Annotated in this window: 9 protein-coding genes, 3 tRNA genes and 2 pseudogenes; 4 read left to right on the top strand and 10 right to left on the bottom strand. The window is 37.9% G+C overall.

The features are described 5' to 3' along the window. Window positions 1-20: 20 nt before the first annotated feature. Window positions 21-2,610 (bottom strand): annotated as a pseudogene (gene mutS / locus AAHI02_RS12770) (DNA mismatch repair protein MutS). Window positions 2,611-2,786: 176 nt separating this feature from the next. Further along, complete coding sequence (locus AAHI02_RS12765; protein ID WP_346983562.1) at window positions 2,787-3,668, bottom strand: cupin-like domain-containing protein; 882 nt, start codon at window positions 3,666-3,668, stop codon at window positions 2,787-2,789. Between the two features lie 471 nt (window positions 3,669-4,139). Here AAHI02_RS12765 and AAHI02_RS12760 point away from each other — a divergent pair, with 471 nt between their 5' ends. Next, the gene (locus AAHI02_RS12760; protein WP_346983561.1) at window positions 4,140-6,869 is read left to right on the top strand and encodes a carboxypeptidase-like regulatory domain-containing protein; all 2,730 of its coding nucleotides are present in this window, start codon (window positions 4,140-4,142) and stop codon (window positions 6,867-6,869) included. Between the two features lie 53 nt (window positions 6,870-6,922). Here the strand turns inward: AAHI02_RS12760 and AAHI02_RS12755 are convergent, their stop codons facing one another. The 6 genes from AAHI02_RS12755 to AAHI02_RS12730 all read right to left on the bottom strand — a co-directional run bounded on the left by AAHI02_RS12755 (window position 6,923) and on the right by AAHI02_RS12730 (window position 9,590). Further along, a complete protein-coding gene (locus AAHI02_RS12755) occupies window positions 6,923-7,450 on the bottom strand; it encodes a HAMP domain-containing sensor histidine kinase (protein WP_346983560.1) in 528 nt (175 codons plus the stop codon). Next, window positions 7,422-8,333 (bottom strand): histidine kinase dimerization/phospho-acceptor domain-containing protein, encoded by a 912-nt coding sequence (locus tag AAHI02_RS12750; protein ID WP_346983559.1) that lies wholly within the window; start codon window positions 8,331-8,333, stop codon window positions 7,422-7,424. Before AAHI02_RS12750 ends, AAHI02_RS12755 begins: the two co-directional genes overlap by 29 nt. 3 nt (window positions 8,334-8,336) lie before the next feature. Further along, window positions 8,337-9,044, bottom strand: coding sequence for a response regulator transcription factor (locus AAHI02_RS12745; protein WP_346983558.1), 708 nt, complete (start codon window positions 9,042-9,044; stop codon window positions 8,337-8,339). A gap of 293 nt (window positions 9,045-9,337) precedes the next feature. Further along, a tRNA-Leu gene (locus AAHI02_RS12740) sits at window positions 9,338-9,421 on the bottom strand. 5 nt (window positions 9,422-9,426) lie between these two features. Continuing rightward, window positions 9,427-9,502: transfer RNA gene (locus AAHI02_RS12735), tRNA-Gly, on the bottom strand. 6 nt (window positions 9,503-9,508) lie between these two features. Then, window positions 9,509-9,590: transfer RNA gene (locus AAHI02_RS12730), tRNA-Leu, on the bottom strand. A 182-nt stretch (window positions 9,591-9,772) separates the two neighbouring features. Between AAHI02_RS12730 and AAHI02_RS12725 the strand changes: the two genes are divergently transcribed. From AAHI02_RS12725 to AAHI02_RS12715, 3 genes are all read left to right on the top strand, one after another. Next, the gene (locus AAHI02_RS12725) at window positions 9,773-10,150 is read left to right on the top strand and encodes a DUF3127 domain-containing protein (RefSeq protein ID WP_042722786.1); all 378 of its coding nucleotides are present in this window, start codon (window positions 9,773-9,775) and stop codon (window positions 10,148-10,150) included. 62 nt (window positions 10,151-10,212) lie between these two features. Then, window positions 10,213-10,866, top strand: coding sequence for a leucyl/phenylalanyl-tRNA--protein transferase (gene aat / locus AAHI02_RS12720; RefSeq protein WP_346983557.1), 654 nt, complete (start codon window positions 10,213-10,215; stop codon window positions 10,864-10,866). Further along, window positions 10,853-11,743 (top strand): DMT family transporter, encoded by an 891-nt coding sequence (locus AAHI02_RS12715; protein WP_346983556.1) that lies wholly within the window; start codon window positions 10,853-10,855, stop codon window positions 11,741-11,743. Before aat ends, AAHI02_RS12715 begins: the two co-directional genes overlap by 14 nt. 57 nt (window positions 11,744-11,800) lie before the next feature. On the opposite strand, the pseudogene AAHI02_RS12710 reads toward AAHI02_RS12715, so the two are convergent. Next, a pseudogene (locus AAHI02_RS12710) lies at window positions 11,801-13,191 on the bottom strand (tetratricopeptide repeat protein). A 123-nt stretch (window positions 13,192-13,314) separates the two neighbouring features. Further along, entirely contained in the window at window positions 13,315-14,697 is a 1,383-nt protein-coding gene (glmM, locus tag AAHI02_RS12705; RefSeq protein WP_346983555.1) for a phosphoglucosamine mutase, read from the bottom strand. Between the last annotated feature and the right edge of the window lie 14 nt (window positions 14,698-14,711).

Genomic DNA, 14,711 nt, shown 5'->3' with positions numbered 1-14,711 from the left:
AGCTCATAAAAAATGATTGGTTATCCACCAATCATTTTTTTTATGGAATTAAGCTTCATTAAAGCTTCTATCGGTGTCAAAGTATTGATGTCTATTTTGGTAAGTTCTTCCCGGATATTTTCCAAAACAGGATCATCGAGCTGAAAGAATGAAAGCTGCATATTTTCTTCAGTTACCCTTTTGATACTTTCCGAAGAGCTGCCCTGAGTACGGCTGGCTTCCAGAGTTTTCAGGATTTCATTGGCTCTGTTGACCACCTTTGACGGCATTCCCGCCAGCTTGGCCACATGAATCCCGAAGCTGTGTTCGCTTCCGCCGGGAATCAGTTTTCTTAAAAAAATGATATTGCCTTTATTCTCCTGGATTGAAACGTGAAAGTTTTTTACCCTGTCAAAATTCACCGTCATTTCATTTAATTCATGGTAATGGGTAGCAAACAAAGTCTTTGGCTGAGTCGGGTGCTGATGAAGGTATTCTGCTATGGCCCAGGCAATGGAAACTCCATCATATGTGGAAGTTCCGCGGCCGATTTCATCTAATAAAATTAAACTTCGTTCGGAAATATTATTCAGGATATTGGCAGCTTCGTTCATTTCTACCATGAAAGTCGATTCTCCTGCAGAAATATTATCTGTTGCCCCAACTCTTGTGAAAATTTTATCTAAAATACCGATTTCAGCATGTTTTGCCGGAACAAAACTTCCGATCTGAGCCATGAGACATACGATGGCAGTCTGACGAAGGATCGCCGACTTACCCGCCATATTCGGTCCCGTAACCATGATAATCTGCTGAGAATCTTTGTCTAAGAAAATATCATTCGGAATATATTTTTCTCCTAAAGGAAGTGCGTTTTCAATGATGGGATGTCTTGCTTCTTTTAGATCAATAGCAAAGCTTTCATTGAGAACAGGTTTTGTATAACTTTCAGAAACAGCTAATTCCGATAATCCTACTGCCACATCAAGCTGTGCAATGATATTCGAATTTTCCTGAATCTGATCCATATAAATGATCGTGTCTCCGCATACTTTTCTGTAGAGTTCATTTTCAAGGACTCCGATTTTCTCTTCTGCACCCAGAATCTGGTTTTCATATTCTTTAAGCTCTTCTGTAATGTAACGTTCGGCGTTTACCAACGTCTGCTTTCTGAGCCAGTCTGCCGGAACTTTATCTTTATGGGTATTCCGGACTTCAATATAGTAGCCGAAAACATTATTAAAATCAATTTTAAGGCTTGAAATTCCTGTTCTTTCAATTTCTCTCCGGCACATTTCATCAAGAAAGCCACGACCTTTCGACTGAAGCCCCCGCAACCTGTCGAGTTCTTCGGAGATGCCCTCTTTAATAACATTTCCTTTCGCCAGATTCACCGGAAGCTCATCATTCAGATGATTCTGAAGACATTTGATCAGTTCCTCCTGATCATATAAGGGATCCAGCCATGCCAATACATCTGCATGAGGATGAAGCAGACCTTTAATTTTATGAATATTAATTAAACTTTGGCGCAGATATCCCAATTCTTTCGGGGAGATTTTTTCGGCTGCCAGTTTTCCCATCAGTCTGTCAAGATCTGAAATGGATTTCAGCAGCTGGGAAATTTCATATTTAAGATGATCGTTTTCGTTTAAAAAATCAATTAAAGAAAGCCGTCTGTTGACTTCCCCGACTGATTTCAAAGGGAGAATAATCCTTCTTCTCAACAGTCTTCCTCCCATTGGGGTTGAAGTTTTATCTATAATATCCAGCAAAGATTTGCCTTGTGGACTGCTCGGATATACAATTTCAAGGTTTCTCAGGGTAAAATGATCCATCATCAGATAATCCTCCTGCGGAATGATCTGAATTTTGGTGATGTGTGACAGTAAATTGTGATGCGTATCTTCAACAAGATAAGCGAAAATGGCGCCGGCAGCAGTAATAGCCTGTTGCTGATTTTCAATACCGAAACCTTTTAAGGAATTGGTTTTAAAATGGGTCGTAAGTTTTTCATACGCAAAATTATATTGGAAAGCCCAGTCTTCCAGTTTAAAAGCACTCCTATTTTTGATCTGCTCCGGAATCTGGACACTTCGTTGATAAATAATCTCACTAGGATCAAAGGTATTCACAATATGAAGCAGCTTTTCCAAGTTTCCTTCACTTACTAAAAATTCTCCCGTAGAGACATCTACCAAAGCGATCCCGAATTTCTCTTTTTCCTTATGCAGAGAAAGCAGGAAGTTGTTCTTTTTTTGAATTTAAAACCTGATCATTGAAGGTAACGCCAGGTGTCACCAATTCCGTTACTCCTCTTTTTACAATCCCTTTCACCATTTTCGGATCTTCCAGCTGATCGCAGATCGCAACCCGCATTCCTGCGCGTACCAGTTTTGGTAAATAAGAATCTACGGAATGATGGGGAAATCCGGCCAATTCTATATGACCTTCTCCATTGGCTCTTTTGGTAAGAACAATCCCTAAAATCTGTGACGTTCTGACAGCATCCTGGCCGAAAGTTTCGTAAAAATCCCCAACCCTGAATAGCAATAGCGCATCAGGATATTTCGCCTTGATGGTATTATACTGCGTCATTAACGGGGTTTCTTTTTTCGCTGTCTTTGCCATTAAAATCTGTCTTAAAAATTAGGTTGGTAAAAATATGAAATAAAATAAAAGAAGTAAAGTGTTTAAAAGCACGATGTGAATTTAACTTTAAAATCCAAGACCTTATTTTGCGATAAAAGACATTTCAATCATTGAAATGTCTTTTATCGTTTTAAATTAATTATTTTTAAAATGCTCTATTTTGGAAGTCCTCTTTTCAGAGCGATTTCTGCTCTTTTGATGGCTATTTTCTCTTTCCAGTCCATGTATTTCTTTTTGAAATTCTTCTTCATTATATCGTCGAATTTACGCTGAACGGTAAGGTTCCATAAAGAATGGGCTTTTACGGCCCAAGATTTGTCCCATGCTCTCAGAGAAATGGAGAAGCTGCCATCGAGGTACTTCATCCAGTGCCACCAGCCGGTTGGCATAAACAGTGTGTCTCCGTGCTCGAGAAAGCATTCGATGCCTTCTACACCATCCAGGGCCGGGAATTTTGTAAAGTCAGGGTTTTCAATACTATAATCTTCCAGTGCATACGTCGCATAAGGAAGCTGGTAAAGCCTTTCTTTCCATTTGTAATCGAAAAGAAGAATATGCTTTCTGCCGTTGAAATGGGTGTGAAAGATGTGCGCCATGTCAATATCAAAATGAAGAAATGTCTCGGACCCTTTTCCTCCGAAAAACATGGAAGGATATTTATCCAGAAATCCTCCCATTAACTCTTTGGGAGCAATATAATCAGCCAGTAATTTTTTAGCATGCTTTATAGGGTCAAAAAAGAAAATTCTCAGATCGGTGGGTTCTCTTTGGATAAGATCGATATAATCGGCAAATTTCATTTTTGCGACAGCAGCGTTAATGGGAGCTGCGGGATCTGCCTTGGAACTGTCATACAACGGAACTTCTACATCTCCTACTACTTCCTTCACATACTCCATCGTCCATTTTTGATAAGCAGGCCACTTTCTCGCCATGTTTTTGATTACCACAGGTTTTCTTGGCTTTAGATACTTTTCAATGAATTCTTCTCTTGTAATGTCATCTACGATATCTATCGGCTTTAGATTGATTCCCATTTTTTTTAATTTAATGTTACAAAATTATTAAATAAAAATAGATGTTAACATATTTAAGCTTTTTTTAATCTATGATTCCAATCATTTTTACCTATTTGTTCTAAATAAAAATATTTTATACAAAATACCCTGTAAAATATTACAGGGCAAAAACACAAAAATGAATAGCTCGAATCCATTCCGTGACTAATATAAGGCTTTGATTTATAAAACAAATTTGATAAAAGTTAATAAGAATAAGCAAAAGCAGATCTTCAGGGAATATTTTTCTATCACAATAATTTCTGGCTTAAAATAAAAAAACATGATTTGTTTTTTTTACTAATATTTTTCTTTTTTTAAAAAATTTCAAAGAAATTATAACTGTGTTTTTAGTGATATGTAGTCTTTTAACTTTTTTATAATATATCAATCTTTAAAATTGTGTAACAAAAAGCTTTAAAGACGAACTAATTACATAAATAATAAATTATGAAATCGAAAATTACTTTATTCGTCATGATTTTTTTCTCTGTGCTATCATTTGCGCAGAAAACAGTTTCGGGAAAAATCACGGATGAAGACGGCGTTGCAATCCCCAGTGCGAGTGTAACGATAGAAGAGCCGGGAAAAGATGCTATTCTTGCCTACGCAATTACCAACTCCAAAGGAGAATACAAAGTGTCGTTTACTTCTGCAGAATCTAATGTAGATCTGAAAGTAAAGGCATTCAATCAGAGACCTTTAACCAAGCAGATCAGCAACAGCGATCAGACGGCAAACTTCAAGATGGAAGGGGAAGCCACTGAAATTAAAGAAGTGCAGCTGAAAACAAAAATGATCACGGCTAGGGGTGATACTATTGCTTACGACCTGAAAGCTTTCGATAGCAAAAGCGATAGAACGCTTGCTGACGTTATGAAAAAAATCCCCGGCATCGAAGTAAATACTGACGGAACAATTCTTTACCAGGGGAATGCCATCAACAAATTTTACGTTAATGGAAAAGACCTGATGGAAGGAGGATACGGAACCATCAACAACTCACTTCCGAAAGATGCGGTACAGAAAGTTGAGGTTCTTGAGAATCACCAACCCGTAAAGATCCTTCAGGACAAAGTGCCTTCGGATCAGGCTGCCATCAATATCAAACTGAAAAACTCCGTAACTATGACCGGTAGAGGTGAAGTAGGAGTAGGTGGAAGTCCTCTGCTGTGGAATGTTAAATTAACGCCAATGTTTTTCGGACAGAAAAGCCAATGGGTAGTCAATTACAAAAGCAACAATACCGGCGAACAGGTAGAAAACGAAGGAAATATATTAGCGTTTGGAAACAGATTTGAAGGAAGAAGAATCAATGCCTCGCAAAATGACTGGCTGAATGTAGAAAATGCAGACACGCCGAATCTTCCGGTAAAAAGATACCTGATGAACAGTGTGCATTACGTGTCTGCCAACTATCTCACCAATATTGATAAGAAAAAAGAATGGGAACTGAAAGCCAATGCTAATTATACCAATAATGCGGTAGAAAGGGAATCGTATGCTAAAACAGATTATTTTGCAACAACAAATGAACCGGCATCAACAGTTACTCAAAATATTTTTAACAATTTCTATACAGATAAAGCAAAAGGAGAATTAATATTTACAAAAAATGCAAAGAAGGGATTCTTTAAAAATACAACAAGCTTTTCCCAGTATTGGAATGCAGACCGGGGAATCGCAGATAGAACAAGCACTATAGGAAATTCTGACAGGCATGGAGAGCAAGCTGTTGAATCTCCTACAACATCCTTCCAAAATTCATTGAGTACCATTGTTCCGTGGAAAGAAAAAATGGTGAATGTATTATCTTATATCAGCTATCAGAACGACAGGCAGACCCTGGAAGTATCGCCGGCTTCGTATTTACAGGTTCCGGGTTTCTTTACACCAAATACTTCGGGCCTCGCCACACAAAACATGAGACTGAAAACCTTTGAAGCCAACCATTCTGCGAACATTGGTTTTTCTACAAAAGGATGGACATTTACTCCGGAAATAGGATTTAATTTTAAATCAACAAATTTAGTATCTGATCTTTCTAATGTACTGACCAATCTGCCAGCTATTGATGATCCTAACCCGATCTATACTCCGATATCGGCTTACAGCAATGACCTTACCTATACTACAGCAACGCCTTATGGAAGTGTCGGCGTGAATTATAAAAATGATTCCTGGATGATTTATGCAAACTTCCCGGTAAATTCAAATAATATTAAAGCGGATGATCCTGCGAGATCAGTTTCAAAAGATGTGAATAAAGTGACTTTTGAACCAAATATTTTTGCACAGTATACATTTGCTTCATTCTGGAAAGCTTCAGTAAATGCGAATATCAACAATAATTTTGGAGAGGTGAATACTGCATATTCAGGATTTATGATGACTTCACCCAATGGAATCAATGCGATGGATGCAAACAATCCAATACCTCAGAATAATAACAAATCTGCGGGGACAAGAATAGAATACAGGAATCCTCTGAACAATTTATTCTTTAATGTTAATTACAGATTTTCCGATGCAAAAAGAAATCTTATCTCTGCTCCGATCAGAAACAATGCCGGGTATACCATTATGCAGTATATTGAGCAGGATAATCATGTCTTAAATAATGGCTATTCGGGAGAAGTTGGAAAGTATTTTCCAAAATTTAAAACCAATGCTTCAGTGAGCTACAGCAATAATACATCAAAATCTGATGCTTACCAGAACGGATTTGCTTATACCAGCAGAAATAATGCTCAATCATACGGATTCAAATTTAACAACACTTATTTCAGCTGGATGAGTATTGATTACAATTTTAATATTTCCAGAACAAAGCAGGTGAGCAAAAGTAATACTCCACAGCTTAATAATGAGAATTCAAGAAGCGGATTCAACCATAATTTAGGCGTTTTCTTTTATCCGTTAGAAAACCATACCATTGGATTTAATTGGGATCAGGTAAATACAAGTGCTGCTGAACAAAATTATAACAATGGTTTCTATGATCTTTCTTATCAGTTTACCTGGGCTAAAAAGAAAATTGATTTTGAGCTGAAGTGGATGAACATAGCCAATAAGAGAGTGTTTGAAACATATAATATAAATCCTCAAAGTATCTCTTACACCAGAATACAGCTTCGGCCAAGCCAGGTAATGTTTACCGTAAAATTCAACTTTAAATAAAAAAGTAAAACCAATCTCAATGAGGTTGGTTTTTTTAGTTTAAAAACTTTTAGTTAAACTTCATTGTTCTCGTGCATCGTGCTGTAGAAATTCGGGAAACGGAGTTGTACGGTTGTTCCCTGGTTTTCGTATGAGCTTACAATCAGTTCGCCGTGGTGCATTCTTACGATATTCCGGGCCAAAGGAAGTCCTATTCCATAGCCTTCATAGTTATGTGTATTAGAGGCCCTGAAGAACGGATCATAAATTTTATTCATTTCTTCCTGCGGAATTCCGATTCCATTATCTTTAATAATGATATAAACATCATTGTCCGTCGCTCCGAGCGAAACTTTTACCTGCTGAAAATTAGAATATTTACAACCGTTCTGGATAATATTGGTAACCGCGAGATGAAGAAGCTGTTCATTCCCCTGTACTTTCAGCTTCTTGGGGTTTTCCGGAAGCATACTGATATCAAGATAAATATTGTTTCTTGAATCGATTCTGCGTAGTGTCTCAATAACATCCCAAAGAAGCTGATCCATCCTTACCTTATCCATTTTCTGAATCTTACCGTCGAATCCTGTTTGCGCAATCATCAGCAATGCTTTGATCTTTTTTATCCAATTTCTCGGCCTCATCCAGGATGATTCCAAGAGTTTCCTTGTATTCGCTGTTGGTTCTTGAGATCGAAAGTGCTACATCTGCTTCCCCCATGATAGATGTTAAAGGTGTTCTCAATTCATGGGAAACATTTCCGATGAGGTGGTTTTGGGTTTCAAAAGAAGTTTCAATGCGATTCAGCATATCGTTGAATGTTTCCACAAGCTCGTTGAGTTCTTTATTGTCGGGCTGAGGTTCCAGTCTGAGGTGAAGGTTTTCTGAGCTGATATCCTTTACTTTACCCGTGATTTTTAAAATTGGTTTAAACAATGTTTTCGACAGATAAAAAGAAAAAATCATACTGAAAAACAGCGACAGAACAATACAGGTGATTAATGTTCTTTTAAGAAAGCCGAGATAATAAACTACATAATGATTTTTTGCCGAAGCGATAGCGATATAGCTTTTATTATCATGCCGGAAGGTCTGACCTATATAATAAAATTCTTTATCATTATAGTTGGCCTCTCCCTTTTTTACGATATTTCTGAAAAAAGATCCCGGAATATGAATTTCCTGTGAGATTTTATTGAAATTGGAATCGGTGGGAACCGCGAAAACATAGTCTCGTTCCATGGGAAGCTCTTCGTCATTCAGACCGTTCAGAATATAGTTTTCCGGAAGATCCAGATTATCCTTGCTTTTCTCTACCTGTATGATGGTCGTGGTACGTATTTTTAAAAGCTCATAAAACCGTTGGTGAGAGAAATTAACGATAGAAAAATACACCAAGCCACTGAACAGCAGGATAATGGCTGTAAAGACCAGCATCAGAAGAACCATGGTTTTGGTCTGATTGGTAATAACTTTGTTGAACATCTGTTATGGTTTTTTTAAAACATATCCCATTCCTATAACGGTATGAATCAGTTTGTTATCTTCCTGGTTGTCCAGCTTTTTCCTGAGGTAATTAACGTAAACATCCACAACATTAGTTCCCAGTTCATAATTAACGCCCCATACAGCATCCAGAATTTCCGCCCTGGAAATCACCTTTTCAGGGTTATTCAGAAAATACATCAGCAGTTTATATTCTGTTGAGGTAAGCGAGATTTCTTCATTGTTTCGGGTAACCTTCTTAGTATAATCATTCAGAATAAGATCTGAAAACTGGTAGATATGTTCTTGGTCTACTTCAGGCTCAGGAATTTCCGGATTACTTCCGTTGCTGCTTCTCCTTAAGAGCGATTTCACACGAGCGACAAGTTCAATGAATTTGAAAGGTTTTACAAGATAATCGTCGCCTCCGTTTTCGAGTCCCAGCACAATATTTTCCGAAGTTCCGAGCGCCGTCAGAAAAAGGATCGGAACATGTTGATTGGTCTTCCGGATTTCTTTGCAGACATCAAGACCGTTCATTTCCGGGAGCATAATATCCAGAATCACCAGATCAAAATCGCTCGACTCCACCATCTGAACGCCTGTTTTTCCGTCAAAAGCTACCGAAATTTCATAGCCGTTTTCCTGGAGTCCTTTTTTGATAAAGGATACTACGCTTGTTTCGTCTTCGATGAGAATGATTTTTTTCATTGGAGTAAGGAATTATACAAAAATAGAAAAATTAAATAACCGGAAAAATTGCTTATCGAAGTTGGATGGTAATTATAATGAGTGTATCTCGGATCTGAATGTTTTTAAAAAAAAATTTTAGAATATTGTATAAATGAACATCGAATGGATTCACAGATAAGAAAAGTTTAAATCGAACTTTCTAAAGGAGAATTCTAATAAACTTCTAATATGAATTTTTAGTATAAAAAGAATGCTGATGAATGGATAAAAACAAAAAACCTCTGTTAACCGAAGTAACAGAGGTTTTTTAGTACCCCGGGCGGGACTTGAACCCGCACGCCAAAAGAGGCACAGGATTTTAAGTCCTGCGTGTCTACCAGTTCCACCACCAGGGCAGGCGTGGAGCGAAAAACGGGATTCGAACCCGCGACCCCAACCTTGGCAAGGTTGTGCTCTACCAGCTGAGCTATTTTCGCAAACTGTGCGGATGAAGGGACTCGAACCCCCACGCCTCTCGGCACCAGATCCTAAGTCTGGCGTGGCTACCAATTACACCACATCCGCGTTGTTTTTTATTTCGGAACTTATTTTAAAGAACTTCTCTCGTTTTCAGTGGTGCAAAGATAGAATAATTTCTTTTACCTCCAAAATTTTCAATAAAAAAAATTAAAATTTTTACATTTTTTATGTCCGACCCCCTTTATTACATTTCATTTTATTACTTTTACATCGTTAATTAATATGATATGGAATTACAAGGAACTGTAAAGAAACTTTTTGATGCTCAGACTTTTGCGAGCGGTTTCCAAAAAAGAGAAATGGTTATTTTAACGCAGGAGCAATATCCGCAGCCGATAAACATAGAATTTTTGTCTGATAAAATCAGTTTATTGGATAATCTGAAAGAAGGCGAAAATGTAAAGGTAGGAATCAACATCAGAGGAAGAGAATGGGTTTCTCCACAAGGTGAAACTAAGTACTTCAATTCGATTACAGGATGGAGAATCGAGAAAGTTTCTGACAATGCTTCAGAGCCTACACAGGCAGCACCTTCTCAGTCTGCATCCTCTGTTTCCAATGAAAATCCTTTCGCCGGAGACGATGATGACGATTTGCCTTTCTAAATTAAAAAATACTATTGAAATACAAATCCTGCTTTCTTAAGTGGGATTTTTTTTCCTGAAAAATGATTCGACTAGACGAAAATGAGATTTCTTTTCCCGATCCGGAAGTGTATGACGGCCACGAAGGAATAATTGCTTTTGGTGGCGATTTGTCGGTAGAAAGAATTTGGTTTGCCTATCAACACGGTATTTTCCCCTGGTACAATTCGGGTGAAGAGATCCTCTGGTGGTGTCCCGATCCGAGGTTTGTACTGTTTCCTGATGAGATAAGGGTTTCAAAATCGATGAGGAAAATTCTGAATCGGGAAACTTTTACATTTTCTGAAAATAAAAACTTTAGAGCGGTTATAAAAAACTGTCAGGAAATCAGCAGAAACGGACAGGCCGGGACCTGGCTGTCAGATGAACTGATGGAAGCTTTTATTAAACTTCATGAATACGGCCTAGCAAAAAGTATCGAAGTCTGGCAAAATGATGAACTGGTAGGCGGGTTTTATGGTCTGCAGATCGGAAATGTTTTCTGTGGCGAAAGTATGTTTGCTAAAGTAAGCAATGCTTCAAAAGCAGGATTTATCCATTTTGTTGAAACCCATAAAAATAAATTGGAACTCATTGACTGCCAGTCTCACACCGATCATTTGGAAAGTCTTGGTGCGAGAATGATTCCCAAGCGGGAATTTTTGAAAATTTTACATAAAAACAATGAACACCGATAGAGAAAAATGGATTCTTCTGGTCTTCCTGAGTATTATCTGGGGATCTTCTTTTATTTTAATTAAAAAATCTCTTGATCACTTTAGCCCGTATCAGGTAGGAGCATTGAGAGTGCTTATTGCCGGAATTATCCTGATGCCTATTGCGGTTTCAAAATATAAACTCTTTCCGAGAAAACATCTGAAATGGTTGTTGCTGGCTGCTTTTACGGGAAATTTTATTCCGATGTTTCTTTTTCCTATTGCGGAAACTGAAGTCAGCAGCAGTATTGCAGGGATTGTTAACTCAATGATGCCGATCTTTGTGATCATTGTCGGAGCTTTAATCTGGAAGTTTGAAACGACAAGACGACAAATTACGGGAACTTTGATAAGCTTTACCGGCGTTTGCCTGCTTGCTTTCGGAGGTAATGCGGAAAGCGGTACATTTAAGCTGATTCCTATTTTGTTGCTGTTGCTGGCTACCCTGTGTTATGCAGTAAGTACAACAACCGTAAAATCTAAATTAATGGAGGTTTCTTCCTCGGTTTTATCAGCTTTTGTCTTTTCGTTTGTACTGTTCTTTCCATCATTGATTGCGCTTGCATTTACGGGATTTTTCTCAACTTTCAGTTTTGACGAAGATCATCTGACGGGACTGATGTTTGTAAGTTTGCTGTCGATTTTCGGAACCGGACTGGCTATGATGATGAATTACCGTTTGCTGAAAGTCTCTTCTCCGTTATTCGCTTCCACAGTTACGTTATTGATGCCTATTGTTGCGATTATATGGGGAATTCTCGATGGCGAAAAATTATCTGTTCTGCAGTTCGCCGGAGCAGGAATCATTATTGCAGGACTGATCTTTTTAAGAAGTAAAACGGGTATTATAAAAAAATAAATCCCACTTTTTGTGGGATTATTTATGGTCGGTTTAAAGATTTACGTTTAAATTGAATTACCCTTCAGAATTTTTCTTTTTTACCCGGGCTTTTACCTTTTTCACTTCATCTTTGATAAAAGGATATTTCTTCTGCATATCCGAAACCAGAGTAGGGTCCAGCTCCAATGCATGAAGCAGCATTTCATTGCCTTTTTCCTGATCTTTCAGGTTGAGATAACAATTGCTCAGCTGATAGTATAATTCCGCTCTGTGATGCGATTTTAAAGCATTATTTAAAACCAAAATGGCTTCCTCATATTCGCCTAGCAACATCAGAACTTCGGAATAAGCATACCAGTTATAAAACCTTGAAGGTTCTGTTTCCACCAACTTTTTAAGGCAGGCAAGACTTTCCTCAAATTTTCCGGCATCAATGAACAAAAATGCCAATCTTTTCTGGTAATCGAGATTGTTTTCATTCAGGTGAGTCGCTTCTTTTGCAAAATGCAATGCTTCTGTCATACCCCCCCATTTCTTCATAAATATAAGATTGCTCCATCATCGCAAGATAAAACTGAGGGTCTTCTCTTAATGATTTCTGAAAAGCATTTAAAGCAACAATCGGTTGTTTTAGAGCTTTATAGCAAAGTCCTATTTTATAAAATGTAAATGCCTTTGTGTATTCCAGTTCAAGCATTTCTTCATAAACGGCAATCGCTTTTTTATAATCACCCAACGCTTCATAGCAGGCTGCCTTATTGGCATAAACACCTACAGAACTTGAGTTGATGGCGAGTAAATAATCGTAGCCTTTGATGGCTTCTTCATAATTTTTCCTGTTAAAGTAAAATTGTCCGTACTCAAACCAGGCAATTTCTGAATAGGCATATTCATCCAGATATTCATTCAGAAAGGCAATTGCCTCATCGCTCTTATTCAGGTCTGAAAAGCAAACCATACAGTTTTCCAGCGCATAATCGTCGGTTGGATCTTCCTTAAGGGCTTTTCTGTAGTGTTTAAGGGCATTAAAAGGATCTCCAAGATTCACATATTCATCGGCAATAAAGTTGTGAAGAAAGTTTTCTTCTTCTTTCAGTTCTAACGCTTTCTTACAGATGTCAATCGATCTTCTCGGGTTTCCCAGATTCGAATAATACTTCGCGTAGCAGACCAAAAAGTCTGTGTTTTCCATAGAAGAACCTTTCAGCTCGTCAATCAGCTCTTTTGCGGTATTATAATCTTCCCATTCCAAAAGAATTTCAAGCTTTTTGATCTTGATGTCTAAGGAATTGGGATGAAGCTTCAGTCCATAATTCACTGCAGTATCTGCATAATTAAAGTCTCCAAGCTCCAGATAATAAACAATAATGTCTTCCAACTCTTCTGTATCAAAGTAGAATTCATCATTATTTTCCATCATTTCCTCGAACTTTTTTTACAAGTTCATTTCCAAAATATTCTTCCAATATAAAACAGTTTTAAGATTTAAGACCAGAGATATGAGATGTACAAATACTCGCTTCTGAAAATCTTAGTTTTAAATTTAATAATAAATACGATTAAAATGATGAAAAGGTTGTTAACTTTTATTAAATCAAACTATTGATTTTAGCTATCATCTCATCACCTAACCGGTCGGCTTCCTCTTGTGATTTAGCCTCTGTATAAATTCTGATAATAGGTTCGGTATTCGATTTTCTTAAATGAACCCAGTTGTTTTCAAAATCTATTTTTACGCCGTCTACCGTAGATACCTCTTCATTTTGATATTCTTTTTCCATTTTAGTTAAAATATCATCCACATTAATCCCAGGAGTCAGCTCTATTTTCTTTTTACCCATAAAATAGCTTGGGTATCCGGCTCTGAGCTCAGAAACCGTTTTGTTTTCTTTCGCCAGGTGTGTTAAAAACAAAGCAACACCAACCAAAGAATCTCTTCCGTAATGAAGATCAGGATAGATAATTCCTCCGTTTCCTTCGCCGCCGATCACTGCATTTTTCTCTTTCATTAAAGTGACTACATTGACTTCTCCCACCGCACTGGCAAAATACTCCGAATTGTGGTTTTGTGCTACATCCCTCAACGCACGGCTTGAAGACAGGTTGGAAATTGCAGCACCATTTTTATTTTTCAGCAGATAGTCTGCTACGGCCACCAGCGTGTATTCTTCCCCGAACATTTCTCCCTTTTCGTCGATGAGTGCTAATCGGTCTACATCCGGATCAACTACGACTCCAAAATCTGCACCTTCTTTTTTTACCAGCTCACAGATGTCTCCCAAATGTTCCTTCAGCGGCTCCGGATTGTGAGGGAAATGTCCTGTCGGCTCGCAATATAATTTTACCGTTTCACAACCAAGCTTATCCAACAACATAGGAATGGCGATACCTCCGGTTGAATTAACAGCATCTAAAACTACTTTAAAGTTTTTAGATTTAATAGCCTCTGCATCTACCATCGGAAGATCCAGAATCTGCTGAATATGAATATCAAAAGCATCATCTCTTGTTTCATATTTTCCTAAATCATCAACTTCTGCATAGTTGAAATCTTCACTTTCTGCAAGGGCTAAAACTTCAGCACCATTTTCCCCGCTGATGAATTCTCCTTTATCATTTAATAATTTCAGAGCATTCCATTGCTTCGGGTTGTGAGAAGCGGTCAGGATAATTCCTCCGTCTGCTTTCAGTTCAGGAACCATAATTTCTACAGTTGGTGTTGTCGAAAGGCCAAGATCGATAACATTAATTCCCAATCCCTGTAACGTAGCGGTAACCAGAGAGGAAACCATCTGCCCGGAAATTCTCGCATCTCTACCGATAACGAGGGTAAGGTCCTTTTTATTGTTGTTATTCTGAAGCCATGTTCCGAATGCGGAGGCAAATTTTACCACATCAAGTGGTGTAAGATTATCGTTTACTTTTCCTCCGATCGTTCCACGGATTCCTGAAATACTTTTTATTAGTGACATTTATTTTTTCTTAG

This window comes from Chryseobacterium sp. POE27, from assembly GCF_039727685.1.
In the GTDB taxonomy this organism is placed as follows: Bacteria; Bacteroidota; Bacteroidia; order Flavobacteriales; family Weeksellaceae; genus Chryseobacterium.
Note: the sequence above shows the minus strand (reverse complement) of the source record. Positions and strands in the feature narration are given on the sequence as shown.